The sequence below is a fragment of the Pseudomonas alliivorans genome (assembly GCF_017826695.1).
Taxonomy (GTDB): Bacteria; Pseudomonadota; Gammaproteobacteria; order Pseudomonadales; family Pseudomonadaceae; genus Aquipseudomonas; species Aquipseudomonas alliivorans.
This window is the reverse complement of sequence record NZ_JAFFZW010000002.1, coordinates 290,556-309,998: the sequence shown is the minus strand read 5'-3', so window position 1 is coordinate 309,998 and position 19,443 is coordinate 290,556. Positions and strand designations below refer to the sequence as shown.

The 19,443-nt window shown below is 60.5% G+C and carries 13 protein-coding genes; 7 read left to right on the top strand and 6 right to left on the bottom strand.

Annotated elements, in window-relative coordinates; genetic code table 11:
* Positions 1 to 195 precede the first annotated feature (195 nt).
* Positions 196 to 1,083 carry a YghX family hydrolase gene (yghX, locus tag JTJ32_RS06085; RefSeq protein ID WP_099230572.1) on the top strand — a complete coding sequence of 296 codons (888 nt, stop codon included), beginning with the start codon at positions 196 to 198 and terminating at the stop codon, positions 1,081 to 1,083.
* 116 nt (positions 1,084 to 1,199) lie between these two features.
* Here the strand turns inward: yghX and ydiJ are convergent, their stop codons facing one another.
* Positions 1,200 to 4,247 carry a D-2-hydroxyglutarate dehydrogenase YdiJ gene (gene ydiJ, locus JTJ32_RS06080; RefSeq protein WP_210041417.1) on the bottom strand — a complete coding sequence of 1,016 codons (3,048 nt, stop codon included), beginning with the start codon at positions 4,245 to 4,247 and terminating at the stop codon, positions 1,200 to 1,202.
* 154 nt (positions 4,248 to 4,401) lie between these two features.
* Between ydiJ and JTJ32_RS06075 the strand changes: the two genes are divergently transcribed.
* From JTJ32_RS06075 to JTJ32_RS06060, 4 genes are all read left to right on the top strand, one after another.
* On the top strand, positions 4,402 to 5,307 hold the full coding sequence (locus JTJ32_RS06075) for a LysR substrate-binding domain-containing protein (RefSeq protein WP_184322783.1): 906 nt from the start codon (positions 4,402 to 4,404) through the stop codon (positions 5,305 to 5,307).
* 12 nt (positions 5,308 to 5,319) lie between these two features.
* The gene (locus tag JTJ32_RS06070; RefSeq protein ID WP_210041416.1) at positions 5,320 to 6,222 is read left to right on the top strand and encodes a LysR substrate-binding domain-containing protein; all 903 of its coding nucleotides are present in this window, start codon (positions 5,320 to 5,322) and stop codon (positions 6,220 to 6,222) included.
* A gap of 188 nt (positions 6,223 to 6,410) precedes the next feature.
* On the top strand, positions 6,411 to 7,724 hold the full coding sequence (locus tag JTJ32_RS06065) for an MFS transporter (protein WP_210041415.1): 1,314 nt from the start codon (positions 6,411 to 6,413) through the stop codon (positions 7,722 to 7,724).
* Positions 7,721 to 8,980, top strand: a complete 1,260-nt coding sequence (locus JTJ32_RS06060) for a metal-dependent hydrolase family protein (RefSeq protein ID WP_210041414.1) — start codon at positions 7,721 to 7,723, stop codon at positions 8,978 to 8,980. Before JTJ32_RS06065 ends, JTJ32_RS06060 begins: the two co-directional genes overlap by 4 nt.
* A 156-nt stretch (positions 8,981 to 9,136) precedes the next feature.
* Here the strand turns inward: JTJ32_RS06060 and JTJ32_RS06055 are convergent, their stop codons facing one another.
* Positions 9,137 to 10,036: a polysaccharide deacetylase family protein gene (locus JTJ32_RS06055; RefSeq protein ID WP_210041413.1), complete on the bottom strand. Its 900-nt coding sequence runs from the start codon at positions 10,034 to 10,036 to the stop codon at positions 9,137 to 9,139.
* Positions 10,037 to 10,126: 90 nt separating this feature from the next.
* Positions 10,127 to 11,254, bottom strand: coding sequence for a GNAT family N-acetyltransferase/peptidase C39 family protein (locus JTJ32_RS06050; protein WP_210041412.1), 1,128 nt, complete (start codon positions 11,252 to 11,254; stop codon positions 10,127 to 10,129).
* A 92-nt stretch (positions 11,255 to 11,346) separates the two neighbouring features.
* On the opposite strand from JTJ32_RS06050, the gene JTJ32_RS06045 reads away from it, so the two are divergent.
* On the top strand, positions 11,347 to 12,933 hold the full coding sequence (locus JTJ32_RS06045) for a RimK family ATP-grasp domain-containing protein (protein WP_210041411.1): 1,587 nt from the start codon (positions 11,347 to 11,349) through the stop codon (positions 12,931 to 12,933).
* 6 nt (positions 12,934 to 12,939) lie between these two features.
* Positions 12,940 to 13,869, top strand: a complete 930-nt coding sequence (locus JTJ32_RS06040; protein ID WP_210041410.1) for a magnesium transporter CorA family protein — start codon at positions 12,940 to 12,942, stop codon at positions 13,867 to 13,869.
* 143 nt (positions 13,870 to 14,012) lie between these two features.
* On the opposite strand, the gene JTJ32_RS06035 is transcribed toward JTJ32_RS06040, so the two are convergent.
* The 3 genes from JTJ32_RS06035 to JTJ32_RS06025 form a co-directional block, all read right to left on the bottom strand.
* Positions 14,013 to 14,864, bottom strand: a complete 852-nt coding sequence (locus JTJ32_RS06035; protein WP_210041408.1) for an urea carboxylase-associated family protein — start codon at positions 14,862 to 14,864, stop codon at positions 14,013 to 14,015.
* Positions 14,865 to 14,935: 71 nt separating this feature from the next.
* A complete protein-coding gene (locus tag JTJ32_RS06030; protein ID WP_210041406.1) occupies positions 14,936 to 18,025 on the bottom strand; it encodes an error-prone DNA polymerase in 3,090 nt (1,029 codons plus the stop codon).
* Between the two features lie 2 nt (positions 18,026 to 18,027).
* Positions 18,028 to 19,443, bottom strand: a complete 1,416-nt coding sequence (locus JTJ32_RS06025) for a Y-family DNA polymerase (RefSeq protein WP_210041404.1) — start codon at positions 19,441 to 19,443, stop codon at positions 18,028 to 18,030.

Below are 19,443 nucleotides of genomic sequence, written 5' to 3'. Positions count from 1 at the left end.
CCGGCCTGTGAGGCTCTTGTTTGAAGGCGTTGCCCCCGGAAAGTGCCCCTGGCGACCACAGGACAATTCGACCGGGCGCTTTGACATGGAGCGTTGTGCAGGTGAAACGCCTCATCCCGGCCAAACACTGCTTTAATGGAGCGCTGCTGACCCAGCGTATGGCTGGCCTCGAATGATTGATAAGGAAGGGTACGGATGGAACGTCTCACAGCGAAAGACTTTGCCCCTGAACTGCTCGAACTTTACGACTACTACGCCCATGGCAGGATCAACCGGCGCGAATTTCTCGACCGCGCGGCAGTGTTCACCCTGGGCGGTCTTACCGCAAGCGCCCTGCTCGCTTCCCTGAGTCCCGACTATGCGCTGGCCGAGCAGGTGGAGTTCACCGACCCGGACATCATCGCCGAGTACGTGAATTACCCCTCGCCCAAGGGCCATGGTCAGGTGCGAGGCTATCTGGTGCGTCCCGCCAGGGCGACCGGTAAAGTTGCCGCGATTGTCGTGGCGCATGAAAACCGGGGTCTGAACCCGTATATCGAAGACGTTGCCCGTCGCGTGGCCAAAGCCGGCTTCATTGCCCTGGCACCGGACGGGCTGTCATCGGTCGGCGGATACCCGGGCAACGATGACAAAGGTCGCGAGCTTCAGCAGAAGGTCGATCCCGAAAAGCTGATGAATGATTTCTTCGCGGCCATCGAATGGCTGATGAAGCATGACGCGACCACGGGCAAAGTCGGTATCACCGGGTTCTGCTACGGCGGCGGCGTCACCAACGCAGCAGCGGTGGCGTATCCGGAGCTGGGTGCGGCGGTGTCGTTTTATGGACGTCAGCCGAAATCAGAGGATGTGGTGAAGATCAAGGCACCGATCATGATCCACTACGGCGAACTGGACACGCGTATCAACGAAGGCTGGCCTGCTTACGAACAGGCTCTGAAAGCCGCTGGCACGACTTACGAAGCCTACATTTATCCGGGTGCCAATCATGGCTTCCACAACGACTCGACCCCGCGCTACGACGAAGCCGCCGCCAGACTGGCCTGGGACCGGACGCTGGGATGGTTCCGGAAGTATCTGGTTTAAGCATGGGCGCGGTGCTTTCACCCTGCTGATCAAACCAATGCTCCGCATTGGCGTGCAGCCCGGGACGCTCTGCGTCCCATCAGGTGCGATCCCACCGATCATTCGGTCGTGCGGGATCATGCAGCCCGCAGCCGCTCCAACAGCACTTGCAACGGATGCCTGATCACCTTGCCATCCTGACGCTTGACCTGGCTCCTGCACGAATAACCATCGGCAACCAGTCGGTCGTCACCGCCATGACGTGCCACCAGCGGCTGCCAGGACTGGCTGTAGATGGTCTCACTGGTCTTCGCGTTGCGCGTTTCGTGGCCGTAGGTGCCGGACATGCCACAGCAGCCGCTCGGCAATACCTGCAGCGTCAGGCCATAGCGGGCGAAAGCTTTCTGCCAGAGGCCTACGCTGCCCGGTTCGTTGGTTTTTTCGGTGCAGTGCGGCAGAAAGTAATACGTTTCGCTTTCGGCTTCCGAACCCTGCTCGACCAGCGCCGAGGCCAGCCATTCCTGAGGCAGCATCACGCTCGGAACGTTCTCGCTGCCCAGGGTCTTGCTGTATTCCTGGCGATAAACCAGTGTCATTGCCGGGTCGAGGCCGATCAATGGGATGCCGGATTCCTGCAGCTTGCGCAGTGACTGGCTGTTGAAACTCGCCGCCTTTTCGAACGCCGCCATGAAGCCCTGAACCTGCAAGGGCTTGCCGTTGGGGGCGAACGGCGCAAGGTAGACCTGGTAACCCATGCGCGAGATCAGCTCCAGCCAGTCGGCCGCCAGCGGGGTTTCGAAGTAACGGGTGAATGCGTCCTGCACCAGCACCACTGTGCGCTGGCGCTCCTGCTCAGTCAGCGCCGCGAGACGCTCAGGCGTCGCAATGCCGACGTTCCAGCGCGCGCAGGCTGCGCGGAAGTCCATCAGGCTCAGCAACGGGCTGTCGACCATGCCAGCCACGTGCTCAAGCAGATAGCGGACCGGCTTTGCCCCCATCACGCCGTTGTACAGCTTGGGAAAGCGCGCCAGATGCGGGATGCTGAACTCAAGCGAGCCAATCAGATAATCCTTGAGCGGACGCAGGTAGCGGCTGTGGTACAGCTCCAGAAAGCGCGAACGAAACTCCGGGACATTGACCTTGACCGGGCACTGGCCTGCGCAGGATTTGCAGGCCAGGCAACCTGCCATGGCGTCATAGACGTCATGAGAAAAATCCTTCTGCCCGGCGACGCGGGCGACGCTGTTGACGGTGCGCTCGGCCAGGCTTTTCACAACGTTGGCAGTACGCGCCCTGGCGCTGGCGGTCAGCACGTTCACATCCTGCCCGCCCTGCAGACGCAGCCATTCCCGGACCAATGAAGCCCGGCCCTTCGGGGAGTGAACTCGGTCACGGGTAGCCTTCCACGACGGGCACATTGCATCGTCTGGGTCGTAGTTGTAACAGGCGCCGTTGCCATTGCAGTGCAACGCCGTGTCGTAGCTCTGCCAGACGCGCTCGTCGATGGTTCGGTCCAGATCACCGCGCAGCGTCACCTCGTCCACCAGGGTAAGACGCGCCTCAGGCACCGAAGCAGGCGTGGCAATCTTTCCGGGGTTGAGCTGGTTGAACGGGTCACAGGCCGCCTTCAACGCCTGAAGCGCGGGATACAGATCACCGAAGTACTCGGGCACGTACTGCGAGCGCAGGCCCTTGCCATGCTCGCCCCAGAGCAGACCGCCGTAGCGCTTGGTCAGCGCAGCGACGGCATCGGAAATCGGACGAATCAAGGCCGCCTGCGCCGGGTCTTTCATGTCCAGAATCGGCCGTACGTGCAGCACGCCGGCGTCCACATGACCGAACATTCCGTATTGCAGACCGTAACTGTCCAACAGCGCACGGAACTCCTGAATGTAATCGGCCAGGTTTTCCGGCGGCACGGCCGTGTCTTCCACAAACGGCTGCGGCCGCGCTTCGCCTTTGACGTTACCCAGCAGACCGACAGAACGTTTACGCATGGTATAGACGCGGTTGACCGCTGCACTGCCCGTCGCCAGCGTATGACCGAGACGCACCACCGAGGTGTCGGTCTGCAGGTGCGCGACAAACGCATGCACCCGCTGTTCGACTTCGTTCAGCTCGTCGCCACTGAACTCGATCAGGTTGATACCCAGCGTCGGCGTGGCCGGATCCTGAGGGAAATACTCGGCAACGCCGTGCCAGACGATGTCCTGCATCGCCAGCATCAGCACCTTGGAATCCACCGTTTCGATGGACAGCGGTTTGTGCGCCATCAACGCCTTGGCGTCGCGCAATGCGTCCATGAAGCCTGCGTACCGCACGTTGACCAGAATCGAATGCTTGGGAATCGGCAGTACGTTCAGTTTGGCTTCGACGATAAAACCCAGCGACCCCTCGGAACCGCACAGCACGCTGTTGAGGTTGAAGCGGCCGTCTTCCTCACGCAGGTGCGCCAGGTCATAGCCGGTCAGGCATCGATTGAGCGGCGGGAAAATGTCCTTGATCCGCTGTGCCTGGGTGTCGGCAATCTGCTGCGCGCAACGATAGACCTCGCCTGCACGGTCAACCCGCGCCTGTTCGCGCGTCAGTTGCGTGGCGTCCATGACTTGAGTGTTCACGTACGAGCCACCCAGCAACACGGTGGACAGCTCCAGCACATGGTCACGGGTCTTGCCGTAAGTGCAGCTGCCCTGCCCGCTTGCGTCGGTGTTGATCATGCCGCCCACCGTGGCGCGGTTTGAGGTGGACAGCTCCGGCGCGAAAAACAGGCCGTGCGGCTTGAGCGCTGCATTGAGCTGGTCCTTGACAACGCCGGTCTGGACCCGCACCCAGCGTTCCTCGACGTTGATCTCAAGAATAGTGTTCATGTGCCGCGACAGATCGACCACCACTCCATCGGTCAGCGACTGGCCATTGGTGCCGGTGCCGCCGCCTCGAGGTGTCAGGACGACCTGTCTGTGTTCAGGACGCGCAGCCAGTCGGGCGACGATGGCCACGTCATGGCTGTCCATCGGGAACACCGCGGCCTGTGGCAGGCGCTGGTAGATGGAGTTGTCGGTGGCCAGCACGGTGCGCGACCCCATGTCCTGGGCGATTTCCCCGCGAAAACCACCCTCGCTCAGGGCGTTGAGGAAACGGTCGTAGTGACCGACCTGTTCGGACGTGGGCTTTAACAGCGCAATCATGGTGGTGTTCCTGACGGGTTAGGCTTTTTATATGCAAAGCACGTATGCTTCGAATGGCTCGCAAGCATGACAATATCAACGGTTGGCTTGATTCTCCGGCCTGCGACGCCTCAGTGCAAACGTAAAACCTGCCGTTTTTCCATGAGCTTTATGAATGAACCCCAGAAGACTGACGCCTTCGATGTCGCTGCTGATCGCTTTCGAGGCAGCCGCCCGGCATGGCAGCTTTACCAAGGCCGCCGATGAACTGACGCTGACCCAGAGCGCGGTGAGCCGTCAGGTGCAAGCGCTGGAGGCCCAGCTCGAAGTCGAGCTGTTCAAACGCGATGGCCGGCGTATCGAGTTGACCACAGCAGGTGCGCTGTACCAGCACGAACTGGCTGCAGCCCTCGGTCGAATCCGCAGCGCGACCCTGCAGACGATCGCTCACAAGGCCGAGGGCGGCACCCTGCACCTCGCCGTGCTGCCTACGTTCGGCTCGAAATGGCTGCTGCCGCGCATGAATGACTTCTACGCGCGGCATCCGGGCTACGTAGTGCACGTGCATTCGCGCATCGTGCACGCCGACCTGACGCCAGCCGCCAGCGAAATGAACGCCATCATCTGCGCAGGCACCGGCAACTGGCCGGGTTACGTCGCCCACCCGCTGGTCAGCGAGAAGCTGGTCCTGATTGCCAGTCCCGGCGCGCTGAAAGGTTATGCATCCATGACCCCGGCACAGGTGGCGCAACACTCGCTGCTCAGCGTGGTATCGCGCCCCAATGCCTGGTCGGACTGGTTCGAACGCAACCGGCTGGACCACCACGTCATGCGCCCCGGCCCGAGTTTCGAGCTGACTTCACACCTCATCCAGGCGGTGTCAGCAGGCATCGGCATCGCGCTGGTGCCACGCATTCTGGTGCTGGACGAACTCGACAGTGGTGAGCTGGTGACGCTGTTCGAACCGCTGGACAGCGGCCGTAATTATTATCTGGCGTACGCCACACGCTTTCAGAACCTGCCGTCACTGTGCGTGTTCAGGGACTGGCTGCTGTCCATTCCGTTTCCCGACCGCCTCTGATCCGGAGCCTTCATGCGCATCGAACCGCTGCCACCCTTGCAGAACCTGATCGCTTTCGAGGCCACCGTGCGCCACGGCAGCTTTACCCGTGCCGCGATCGAACTGCACCTGACGCAAAGCGCAATCAGTCGGCAAGTGGCGCAATTGGAAGAATTTCTGGGCCGAGCGCTGTTTCGCCGCGAGCACAAGCGCATCCACCTGACCGTTGCCGGGCAGATTTACGCCGAACAGATTCATCGTGTGCTGACCCTGTGCGCAGAAGCCACGGCGCAGGTCATCACTCACAGCGGCGAGCAACAACTGACACTGGCCTGTTCCAGCGGCGTCGCGGCCTTATGGCTCGGTCCTTTGCTGGGTCGCTATCGCGATGAATTTCCCAGCGTCGATATCCGGCTGCGCGTCGTCGACGGGCTGGATTCCCTGATCCGTGCCGAATTCGATCTGGCCCTTTATTTTCTGCGTGAAAGCTCGCCTGCCGGGCTGGATAGCCGGTTACTGTTTGCCGAGTCGGTCAATGCCTACTGCTCGCCGGACTATCTGAACGGCCAATTGCTCGAACCCGCCCAACTGCTCGATCACTGCCTGTTGATGCTGGAAGACGGCCAGCGTCAGTGGCTGTCCTGGAATGACTGGTTCGGCCGTCAGGGCGTGGATGCCTCGCTGATCCGCAAGCGCATGACAGTCAACCTGTATCCGGTGCTGGTGGATCTGGCAATGTCAGGTCACGGCATCGTGCTTGGCTGGCAGCCCATGATTGACAGACATGTGCGTTCCGGCGCGCTGGTGCCTGCGTGCAGCACAAGCGTCGGCGCGGTGGGCGGCTATTACCTGCTGACACCCAGCGGCAAGATGCCGCGCCGCGCGGCGCGTGCCTTCGAGAAATGGCTGAGCGAAGAAATCAGTTCGACGGCCTGAATTTTCAAGGACTCAATTGCATGCGCGCTGCGCATGCAAACCTGCGTAAAGAGCGTTTTCTCCAAATCGGGTATGGGCCTACTCTCAACCATAACGGGCGCTAGACCTGATTCTGTTTCACCTTCCGACTCTGCCCCCTTATCAATGCAGGGTCGTTCCCTGCGTGTATTGCATGCAGGAGCTAAAAAGTGAGCACACTACAACAATCCCTCACACATCCGCAGAACAGGCAGGCGCGCCGCGCCATCACCGCCACAGTCATCGGCAACGGCCTGGAGTGGTTCGACTTCACGGTCTATAGCTTTTTCTCAGTCATTATCGCCAAGGTCTTCTTTCCCACCGGCAGCGAACTCACGTCCTACCTGCTGGCACTGGCCACCTTTGGCGTGGGCTTCTTCATGCGTCCGGTGGGCGGCATCGTGCTGGGCATCTACGGCGACAAGCATGGGCGCAAGGCGGCATTGTCGCTGACCATCCTGCTCATGGCATTCGGGACGTTGATCATTGCCCTCACGCCGAGCTTCGCGCAGATCGGCTACCTGGCCCCGGTACTGATCGTACTGGCGCGCCTGCTGCAGGGTTTTTCCGCTGGCGGCGAGATGGGCAGCGCCACGGCGTTTCTGACCGAACATGCGCCGGCGGGCCGCAAGGCGTTCTACTCCAGCTGGATTCAGGCCAGTATCGGCGTCGCCGTGCTGCTCGGCTCGGCGCTGGGTGCAATTCTGTCCAGCTACCTGACCCAGGCACAACTGGAAAGCTGGGGCTGGCGCGTACCGTTCCTGATCGGCACGCTGATCGGCCCGGTGGGTTTCTACATTCGCAGCCGGGTAGACGAAACACCTGCCTACACCGCCAGCAAGCCGGTCGATTCACCGCTTCGTGAAGTCATCAAGACCTACCCGCGCCAGACCCTGATCAGTTTTTCGCTGGTGGTGCTCTGGACCGTCTGCACCTACGCAATCCTGTTCTACATTCCCTCCTACGCCCAGCGCGTGCTTGGCCTGCCCTCATGGATGGGCTTCAGCGCAGGCATGATGGGTGGCGCGGTATTGATCGTTGCCACACCACTGGTGGGCGCCATGGCGGATCGCAGCGGCAACCGCTCCTGGCTGCTGGGCTCGGCCATCGCGATCTTTTTCAGTGCCTATCCGATGTTCCTGTTCATCAACCAGATGCCTGGCCTGTTCTCGCTGCTGATTTTCGAGCTGGTGCTGGGTCTGCTGATTTCCGGCTACATCGGCTCGATTCTCGCTGCGTTCGGTGAGTTGCTGCCGACCCACGTTCTGTCCACCGGCCTGTCGGTTGCCTACAACTTCGCGGTGACCCTTTTCGGCGGTTTCGCCACCTTCACCATCACCTGGCTGATTGCCTCGACCGGCAGCAATCTCGCGCCGGCCTTCTACCTCATGTTCGCGGCAATTGTCAGCGGCATCGGCGCGATGCTTTATCGCGACCCTGCGCCGGCTGCCAAAAATCGCCCACTGACTGGAGCCTATCAATGAGTACTGCTGAATCCCCACGTCTGATCCTGCGCAACGGCCGCATTCTGGACCTCGAACTGGGACAACTGATTTCGGATCAGGAAATCGTGATACAGGGCGAGCGCATCGTCGATGTGCGCGCCGAAGGAGGGCCTGCCGGTCCTAACGATCAGGTGATCGATCTGGGCGGCAAGACCCTGATGCCGGGCCTGATTGACTGCCACGTCCACGTGCTGGCCTCGAACGCCAACCTGGGCATGAATGCGCTGCAGCCCAACGCAATCATCATGTACCGCGCGCTGCCGATTCTGTCTGCGATGCTGGACCGCGGCTTCACTACCGTGCGTGATGCAGGCGGCGCTGACTGGGCGCTGGCACGTTCCATTCAGATGGGGCTGATTCCGGGACCGAGAATCTTCGCCTCGGGCAAGGCGCTGTCCCAGACGGGCGGCCATGGCGACATGCGCGCGCGTGGTGAACTGTTGCTCAACGAGCCCTGTTCATGCTGCTTCCGGGCCGGTGCGATTGCCCGAGTGGTAGACGGTGTCGACAACGTGCGACTGGCTGTGCGCGAAGAGCTGCAGCAGGGGGCTAACCAGATAAAGATCATGGCCTCGGGTGGTGTGTCTTCGCCTACAGACCCGATTGCCAACACCCAGTACAGCGAGGCTGAAATTCGCGCGATTGTCGACGAAGCGGCAGCGGCCAACACCTATGTAATGGCCCACGCTTATACCGCCCGCGCCATTCGCCGGGCCATCGAGTGTGGCGTGCGGACCATTGAACACGGCAATCTGGTGGACGCTGATACAGCACGACTGATGGCTGAAAAAGGCGCGTTTGCCGTTCCGACCCAGGTCACTTACGAAATGCTCGCCGAATACGGCGAACGCTTCGGTCTGCCGCCGGATTCGGTGGCCAAGATCGAGGACGTCCGTCAGGCCGGGCGCAATGCGCTGGTGCTGTTCGCCGAGGCCGGTGTGCCGATGGGCTATGGCTCGGATCTGCTGGGCGAAATGCATGAGTACCAGACCCACGAACTGAAGATCCGCGCCGAAGTGCTGGGCAACCTGGCTGCATTGCGCAGCGCAACCCATGTGGCAGCACAGATTCTTCAGCGTGAGGGCGAACTGGGGTGCATCGCAAAGGGCGCGATGGCTGACGTACTGGTAGTGGACGGCGATCCATTGACCGACATTCACTGCCTGGTCGGTCAGGGCGAACGACTGGCGATGATTGTTCAGGGTGGCAAGGTGCGCAAGAACACGCTGGTCTGAATTGCAATGCTGGCTCGGCCCTTGATGCAAGGGCCGAACGCCTTTCTCAAACACCCCTCAAGCCACTAAGACGCACGATTTCTTCTGTAGTTGCTGCCGGACAGCGCTGAGTCAGAGACGAAGAGGTCTCTGACCCGGAGGGATACCGACAATGGCTCAGTCAGCGTTGTGATCCCAGATCCAGTTCCACAGGCCCGGCAGCTTCACTGGTTCGTCCGCGTCCTTGACGGTGCGCGCCATCGCGGCGCGCTGCAACTGCACGCTGTCGTCGTAGAACGGTTTGGCAGACAGTCGCACGCCAGTCTGGTTGGCGCTGTCGACCAGAATCTGCAGGTACTCACGCGCATGCCGCGCCGTGTAGCGGTTCAGGTCATGAAAGGTCACCACCACCGGAATCACGCCATCGACTGCGGGCAACTCGCCCGCAGCGATGCGCTCGCGCACCTCCGACAGCTGGCTGACCATGTTCGAGCGGCGTCTGAGGCTGAAGTTGTAACCCCAGATTTTGCCGTCATTGGCGCTCAGATCTGTCAGCAGCACATGCAGGCCGTGCTGCTGATAAATGCCGAAGGTGCGTTTGTCATAGTTCCAGAACGGCGGGCGCAGCAGGATGGTCGGCGTCTCGGTGATCGACTCGATGATCTCGCTGCCCTGGGTCAGCGACTGATGAAGCGCTTCTGACGTCAGCGAGCGATGGTTGGTGTGGTGCGGGGTTGCGGTGTGAAAGCCCAGCACATGACCTTCCGCCTGTTCACGGTGCATCAGCGCCCTGCCCTCATCACTGTTGCCCGCCCCGGTTGCGCCGGTCTGCACGAAAAACACTGCTTTGATGTTCGGTTCCAGCGGGTTGTCGGCCAGGCTGTCGAGCACGGTTGCGGTGGGGTTGTAGAAGGTCGTTGCGCTGGGGCCGTCGTCGAATGACAGCAGGAAACGCACTGGCGGTTGCTGACGAAGCCGCTCGGCGGTCTCTGTCGTCAGCGGCACAGGCGCGCTGATGCAGGCCGATAAACTCAGGACAATGATCGAGGTCCACAAGGTGGCAAAAACGGTTTTCATGAGTGCGTAATCCGAATGAACAGCCAATGGACCTTCGCCAGTGCTGCGGCGCACACACTAGCCTCGCGTCAGGATTAAAGCCACAGCGGTTCATGAAACCTGCACATCATCAGTTTCGCCAACTGCCAAAGGATAAACGATCACTGCTGCCCGCAGCTTGTCAGTCCCAAAACAACTCATGCGATTGAAGTCAGCGTGGCTCACCGGCAAATGCTGACAATCGATGGCCTGACGGTGCAGGCTGTGATCGATATCCGGGTCATGCAGGTAGACGAAATCGGCGTCGCAGTCAGTCACCATCACCCAATGCGGAGCCTTGGAGCGCGTCAGGCGATAGCTGCTGATCAGCACCAGCGGTCTGCCGCCTTCCGCCAGCACACGCGGCAGGTTCAAGGCATGATTGGCCAGCGTCTGGACGTCGGAAGCGTCGAGCTCGCGGCAGAACTGTTCGTGAACCAGGCGCACCACCTGTTTCTTGGTATCGTTTCGCACACCGTTCAGAAACAACGGCCCGGCTATCGACACCAGCAGCTTCACGGCGAAGCCTCGCCGCCAGGCTGCCAGCGCCAGCCCTTGTGGACTGCAGCCGCCGTGGCCCGAGGTCATGAAAACGGTGGTTGCCTCACGCCATATCTGCAACTCCTCGGCACGCAGCATCGAGCGCTCGGGCTGCAAGGCTTTCATGGCCATCAACAGGCAAGCCGGGCCACAGGTGAAGTCGAGTGTCTGCTGGTAGTAAGGCACTGAGCGGCCATTATGCCGGGCATGCTCGACAATGCGTTTTTCATAACGCAGCGCCGGGGCATGATCCTGATAGTAATCGTCGACCTGAGCAAAGCGTCGATAGCCGCTGCGCTCATAAAGACCGATGGCTGCAAGGTTGTCGGGGCGCACTTCCAGACGCAGATAGGCGCAATCGCGCTCTACTGCCCGTTGTTCGGCATGCTGCAACAGCTGCCTGCCCAGTCCCAGTCCTCGTGCCGCCTCGGCAATGGCCAGCGAGTACAGACGGCCCAGTGATGTTCCCCGATGAAACAGCACCAGCGCGTAACCGGTAAGCTGGCCGGCCCGCTCGGCGACGATCAGACAAGCGTTGGCCCGACGGATCATCCAGTTGAAGCTGCGTGCCGTCAGCCGGTCCCCTTCGAAGCACCGGCTCTCCAGAAACAGCAAATCCTCGACATCGGATTCCACTGCATTGCGAAATATAAAGTCCATCTTCACCGCCGTAAAAGTTGCGTAACGAAACGGGACATTTCAATAAGCCCATGCTTAATAGAAAGGACTGTTTCCCATCGGATCGATTACACATGTCAGCGGCGCAGGTGAAGATGAACGAAGTATCGGCTCAACGTGCAGTTTCAGCAACAACGAAACGTGCCTATCCCGCAGTCCCGTTTGCAGTACAAAGCCAAGTGGTCATTATTGTCGAGCGCCTGGAAGACTGGGCGTCTTACTTCCCCAGCGAAAACCTGATGACCGCGCAGAATTATCTGGAAAACCCGCTGGAAGCTACAGTTGGCAAGCGCGTGCAGGTCATCAATCTATGCCGCAGCTATAAGTACCTGGGCCACGGTTATTACTGTTCGCTGCTGGCCGAAGCGCGTCAGCACTCTGTCATTCCTTCCGTGCGCACCATCAGCGAACTGACACGAAAATCATTGTATGGACTGGCACTGGATGATTTGGATAAAGTGTTGGAAACCGCACTTCAGGATCATCCGTATGACGATACCGAAGGCTTTACCCTGACGCTTTACTTCGGTCAGACAACACGTGCGCCCTTGAACGATCTGGCGCGCCAGTTATTCGAAGCGTTTCCTTGTCCGATCCTGCTGGTTGAATTCCGCAAGCGCGAAAACTGGCACATCGCAGGCATCAAGTCAGGTGCCCTGCCCCGTTTGCGTGATGATCAGCAGGACGAGTTCGCGCTTGCGCTGGATGGCTTCAGTCGCAAAGTCTGGCGTCAGCCCGGTTCACGCCGTCTGGCCCGTTACGACCTGGCGATCCTGCATGACCCGCAGGAGCAACTGCCACCTTCCAACGCAGCGGCCCTGAACAATTTCATTCGCGTCGGCCAACGCCTGGGGATCGATGTCGAGTTGATCGAGAAGAAGGATTACGCGCGACTCGCCGAATACGACGCGCTGCTGATCCGCGAGACCACCAGTGTCGACAACCACACCTATCGTTTCTCCAAGAAGGCTGAAAGCGAGGGGCTGGTGGTCATGGACGATTCGACGTCCATTCTGCGCTGCACCAACAAGGTGTACCTGTCCGACCTGCTCAAAAGCCATGGCCTGGGCATGCCGCGTACCGAAATTCTCTACAAGGACCGCCCTGAAGAACTTGAGAACGTCGCCCGATGGCTGGGCTTCCCGTTGGTACTGAAGATTCCTGACGGCTGTTTTTCGCGTGGCGTGATCAAAGTCGGCACAGCCGAAGAAATGCATACAGCCACTGCACAACTTTTCGAACATTCGGTACTGCTGCTGGCACAGGAATTCTTCTATACCGAGTACGACTGGCGCATCGGCATCCTCAACCGCAAGCCGATCTTTGCCTGCCAGTACTTCATGTCCAAGGGGCACTGGCAGATTTACAACCACAAGGCCGTCGGTGCGCAAATCAACGGCGAATGCCGCACCCTGGCGGTTCATGAAGCGCCGAAAACGGTGGTTGAACTCGCACTCAAGACCGCCAACCTGATTGGCGACGGACTGTACGGTGTTGACCTGAAACAGTCTGGCGACAAAGTGGTGGTGATTGAGGTCAACGATAACCCCAACCTGGACGCCGGTATTGAAGATGCCTACCTGCAGGACGATTTGTACGGTCTGATACTGGAAGAGTTCATTCGGCGCCTGGATATAAAACGTCTTGGCCAGGCCTGGTAGTTGCCAATGATAAAAGGCCTGAAACTCGACGCCAACCGCCTGCAAGCCTGCGACCCACTGACGGCACACGTGCTGTGGTTCAGCAAGCCCGATGCCAGCGAACGCACGCTGTTGGCCGAGCGTTTTCACCTGGATGAACATGCCGTGGCATCGGCACTGGACCCGGACGAAATTTCCCGTATCGAGTTTCATCCCGATGCGCTGTTTCTGATCTGGAAACGGCCCGAAAACTATTCGGGCAAGGACAGTTTTTCGTTCGATGTCTCGTCATTCGGCGTTTTGCTCAAGCAGGATCAATTGTTGCTGATCTGCGACGACGATCAACCGCTGACGTCACTGTTGACGCAGCGCCCACTTGAGCAGCCCTTGGATATTCTGCTGGAGATGCTGTTCAACAACATCCATCACTATCTGGGCCATCTGAAAGTGATCAAGATGGTGGCTCGCGAACTGCAACAGAAATTCAATTCGTCATTGGAAAATCGCCATCTGCTGCAGATGTTCAACCTCAGCGAAAGCCTGGTGTATTACATCAACGCGATTCACAGCAACGGCGCTGTCCTGACCCGTCTGCGCAATCATGCGCAAGGCAAACCGTATGGCAACGCCAGCCTGGCGCTGATCGACGACATGATTATCGAGAATGACCAGTGCTACAAACAGGCGGAGATCTATTCAACGGTCTTTGCCGGGCTGATGGATGCGCGAGGCAATTTGGTCAACAACAGCACCAACAACCTGCTGCGCAAGCTCACCCTGATCAATGTGGTGTTTCTGCCGCTGAACCTGATTGCCGGGATTGGTGGCATGTCGGAATTCAGCATGATGACCGCCCCGCTCAACTGGTGGGTCAGCTATCCCGCGTTGCTGGTGGCCATGCTCGGCATGGGGGCGGCGATGATCTGGGGGTTGCGCAGGATGGCGCGCTCGGCGTGATGAAATGTCGCCGAGCGCGGCATGCCGGTTACCTGCAGGTCGTTTGATGGATCGCCTCGCCGGCAAGCCGCCTCCCACAAGCTCTCGATCCATCATCAGAGGGGCGTGTGATCAGACAGGACGCCGCCCAGGATGCCAGAAATCTAGATTTCCCACTCGGCCTTGGCGATCTGCAGGCCATGCAGCCCGTTATACGCTGCGCGCTGCGGCGGTTGCCAGCCCTCCAGCAGCGACGCTTCCAACGCATAGATCTCGACACCCAACGGCCTGCACACACTTAAAGGATCCTGAGCGTCCGGCCCCCACATCGGCAGCGACAGATCGCCGCCCGGACACGTCGACAATGCACACAGCAGGTCGATTTCGGCAAAGAATTCCAGGTAATCACCCTTCTGTGCCGGGCAGGCTTTCATGAAGTACATGTCGTCATGGTTGAGCCCGGTGCATTGAAAGATGTTCAGCACGTCGTGCACATCGAACTCGGTCAGGCCGTGTGGCAAGACCGCCCGCGTCAGGTTCGAATGGCAATGGTGATGAAAGTCCTCGCCAGTCAGCATCTTGTTGACGTATGGGTCGCAACGCGTGCCCAGCAGGTCGTGCAGGCGTCCACCATGCTCGTCGATGCCGTAACTGGCCAGGCTGTCGTCGGTGATGGTGACCATCGGCCGCAGAAATGGCAGATTCGACCAGAGCCGGTCGCGGGTGCTGACGTGCGCGCCTTGCAGCTGACGGGTTCTCGCGGCCCACATGCGCTCCCGGGGATCATCCGCATTCCAGACGTTGAAATCCCCCACCTGCGGGCCGACCGGTGTGGTGACGCGAAACACCTGCCCTGCCTTGACCTTCCAGGCTCGTCCTGTGCGGATCGGTATTTCGAACTGCTCGATCAGCGTGCGCTGCTGCATATTGGCGCGTATGCGCTCGTAAAAGGCCGTATCCACTTGCAGCGCGGCACCTTTGCTCACCTGATAGGCAGCGGGATAGTCTTTGTACATGCAGGACCTCTCGTGGACAGTCTGAAAAGGCGTTCAACACTGCAAGTTGCGCGCCCGCTTGCGTCTTGCGCTCACTGGAAATCCCGGCTGCGCACATCCAGCCCGGTCAGCAGGGGCGTCAGATCATAGAGGCGCCGGGCGATCAGATGTCGCACGCCGCTCTTGGACTCCAGACGCCCGAACACCTGCAGCAACTGTGAACCGACCAGCACTTTGCGTTGCCGTTCGGCCAGATCGCGCCAGACCACGACGTTGACCATTCCGAATTCATCCTCCAGCGTCACGAAGGTCACACCACTGGCCGTGCCGGGGCGTTGCCTGCCAATGACCAGCCCCGCCACGCTGAGGGTCCGGTCATTTTCCAGTGTGAGCAGGTCCCGCGAGCTGCGAAAGCGCTTGGCCGCCAACTGCCGACGCAACAAGGCCAGCGGATGCGGCCCCAGCGTCGTACCCATCGTGGCGTAGTCGGCGACCAGGTCCTCGGCCACGGTGGGTAACGGCAGTGTGACCTGATGTTCCTCGCTGGGCAGATCATCGAACAACGGTCGCTGCGCCTCCACACCCGCCACTTCCCAGCGCGCCCGATGTCGATGACCGATCAGCCCGCGCAACGCACCGGAATCGGCCAGCGACTCGGCAGCACGGTTGTCCAGTCCGGCACGAATCGTCAGGTCGGTGGCATCGCAGAATGCACGCGTCGCTCTGGCGCGTTCGATACGCAGCGCATCGTCTTCCCGAAAACCGCGCACCATGCGCATGCCCAGACGGATCGCCAGATTACGTCTGTAGTCAGGGTGTTCGACAGGTTCAAGCGAGCAATCCCAGTCACTGTAACGCACGTCCACCGGACGGATTTCGATGTGGTGGCGGCGCGCGTCCTGCAACAGTTGATCGGGGCTGTAAAACCCCATCGGCCAACTGTTGATCAGCGCACAGGTAAAGGCTGCCGGCTCATGGCACTTGAGCCAGCAACTGGCGTAAGTCAGCAAGGCGAAGCTGGCGGCATGGGACTCGGGAAAGCCGTAACTGCCGAAGCCCTTGATCTGCTCAAAGATACGGTCGGCAAAGTCTTGCTCGTAGCCGTTCTTCAACATGCCCTTGGTCAGACGCTCGCGATGCGGCTCAAGCCCGCCGTGGCGCTTCCAGGCTGCCATTGAGCGACGCAACTGGTCGGCCTCGCCAGGCGTGTAGTCCGCGGCGATGATTGCCACTTCCATGACCTGCTCCTGAAACAGCGGCACGCCGAGGGTACGTTCGAACACGTTTTTCAATTTTGGCGGATAGGTAATCTCCTCTTCCCGGTTACGCCTGCGCAGGTACGGGTGAACCATGTCGCCTTGAATAGGCCCCGGCCGGACGATGGCCACTTCGATCACCAGATCGTAGAACTTCTCGGGTCTCAGGCGCGGCAGCATGGCCATCTGCGCACGCGACTCGATCTGGAACACACCGATGGTGTCGGCACGGCTGATCATCTCGTAGGTCGGGCGGTCATCAGCTTCCATGGTCGCCAACGTCCACTGTTTACCCCTGTGCAAATGCACCAGATCAAACGTTCTGCGCAGCGCGCTGAGCATGCCCAGAGCCAGAATATCGACCTTCAGCAGACCCACCAGATCCAGATCATCCTTGTCCCACTGAATGATAGTGCGCTCGGCCATGGCGGCGTTCTCGACCGGTACCAAGGTGTCCAGCGGGTGCTCGGAAATCACGAACCCGCCCGGATGCTGGGACAAATGCCGGGGAAAGCCGATCAGTTCTTCACTCAAGGCCAGCACCCGTTTGAGCATCGGGGCTTCGGGGTCCAAGCCGTATTCGCGCAGCCGCTCGGGGGATGGCAGCGTATCGCTCCAGCGGCTGAAGGCATCGGCCAGTGCGTTAATCTGATCCGGCGGCAAGCCCAGCACGCGGGCCACATCACGCATCGCGCCGGAACCGTGATAAGTACTGGCCACGGCAGTGAGTGCCGCCCTGCCCCGACCATAGCGCCGGAACACGTACTGAATGACTTCTTCGCGGCGGTCGTGCTCGAAATCCACGTCAATGTCGGGCGGTTCGTTGCGCTCTCTGGAGATAAAGCGCTCGAACAGCAGGTTGCTTTTCTCCGGATTCAGCTCGGTAATCCCCAATGCGTAACACACCACCGAGTTGGCCGCCGATCCGCGTCCCTGGCAGAGAATGTGCTGGCTGCGGGCAAATTCGACGATGTCATGCACGGTGAGGAAGTAGCTGTCGAACTTCATTTCTGCGATCAGGGCCAGTTCCTTCTCGACCTGCTCGCGGGTTGTCGGACGCACACCATCGGGCCAGCGTTTGCGCACGCCACGCTCGGTCAGTTCACGCAGCCAGGACGACGGTGTCTGGCCCTTGGGTACCAGCTCATGGGGGTATTCGTAATTCAAATCGCCAAGATCGAATATGCAGCGGCGAGCAATGCGTACCGATTCGGCCAACAGCCAGTCGGGGTATAGCTCGGCAAGCGCATCCGGTGTGCGTAAATGGCGCTCGCCATTGGCGAACAGCAAATGGCCCGCCTCGGCCACCGTTGTGTGGTGACGGATGGCGGTCATGGTGTCCTGCAACGCACGTCGTCCCCGCGCGTGCATGTGCACATCACCGCTGGCCACCGCCGGAATGCTCAGGGACTGCGCCAATGCCAGCAGATCCGCAAGCCGCTGTTCGTCATCAGGTCCGCGATGCAGCTCGACGCCGAGCCACAGGCGCTCGGCAAACCGGTCACGTAACCAGTTGCCCTGAGCCAGACAGGCTTGCGCATCACTTTCGATGTCCGGCAACCAGATCACCAGCAAACCGTTGAACGGCATCTCGAAGTCATCGCGCAACAGCCGGTACTCGCCCTTTTTGGCGCGACGCCGGGCCAAGGTGATGATCCGGCACAGCGTCTGATAGCCGATCAGGTCTTCCACCAGCAGGACGATCTTCGGCCCGTTTTCGATCTGCATCTCGCTGCCGACGATCAGTGGCAGGCCGCTGTCCTTCGAGGCCTGCCACGCCCTTACAATCCCGGCCAGCGTGCATTCGTCGGTGATCGCCAGCGCCGCGTAACCATGCCGTTTCGCGCGCTGAAACAACTCCTGGGCACTGGACGCGCCACGCTGGAAGCTGAAGTTCGACAGGCAATGCAGCTCGGCGTAATCCATGCTCACGCGAACCAGCCGTGCAGCAGCAGCTCGCCGTTTTCACCCACCCTTCGGTAGGCCCAGGCGCGCTGGCCGTTGAGGGTTTCCACCAAATAATAATCGCGTCGCACATCGCCGCCGTCCCACCAGCCTGACTCGATGCGCTCAGGTCCGGCCACGATGCGGGTGGTATGCGCGGGCAATGGTTGTGGCTGGTGCAGCAACCAGCCCGGACGCGGATGACTGAGGACTTGCGCACTCACCCTGCTTTCCGTCGCTGGCCGCCAGGCGCACTCGGGGCGATGATCGGCAAGCGCCCTCAGGCCGCTGACCGACTCGTCGCCCAACCGTGCCCGCAGGCGCTCGCGCAACTGCTCCCAGGGCAGCGTCTGTTGCTCGCGCTCATCGAACAGGGTTCGGTGCGTCGGGACGAAATCGGGCAAGTCCTGCGCCAGCAAGCGCACCGCCCGCACCGGAGACCCCACCAGCACCTGCTCCAGCCTGCCGCGGGCCAGTTCGAACAGCATCGAGGCATCACGTTCGGCGCTGAGCAAGCCGACTTGCATGACCGTGTCCGGTCCGTCGACATGCTCCAGATGCAGGGCAAATCGTTGTACGCCACTGTCGCGACCGGTCAGAAACATGGCCAGATCGGCAATCAGGCGTTTGAGCGGAAACAGAAGCGCCTGATGCGATTCGACGTCGAAATTCAATTCGATGCGCAGGTCGAAAAAGTCCGGCGGCATATAGCACTCAAGAGCGACCGGCCGCTCGCCCAGCAGCGTATCGATATGCTGCAACACGCTGGCAGGAAAACGCCTTGCCAGGGTGTCACGCGGCAGAGCCAGCACCTGCCGGACATTTCGCAGCCCCATGCGGGCCAAAGCGGTTGCCACCTCACGACCGAGACCGATGCGGTCCACGGGCATCTGCTCCAGCGTGCGACGCAGATCATGCGGGCAATCGATGCTCAACCCGTCGTGCATGTTGGCCAGCATGCGGGCCGCAATCGGGTTGGGGGCCACGACTATACGATGACGAAAGCCGAGCCCGGTCAGTTCTTCGCGCAACCTGGCCTCGAACACTGGCCACGGCCCGAACAGCTTCAGGCTGGACTCGATTTCCATCAGCAGAACGCGTGGGTATTTGAGGCTGACGTTGGAGCTGAAACCGTAGGCCCAGGCTGCCAGCAGTTGCTGCAAGCGCTCGGTTTCAGACGGATCATGAGGGACCATGACGAAACCTGACGCCAATGCCTGCGCCGCACTGAGCGACTGACCGGGTCGCAGGCCCAATGCCCGCGCGGCCGGGTTGACGGCCTGCAGCACCCGACGCTGGGCACTGCCGCTGATCAGGGCCAGCGGTTCATCCGGATCGGTATGGCGGCGCATGACGCCGTCGAGTGCCAGTTGCGGCAGCAAGACACAGGCCCACAGCAT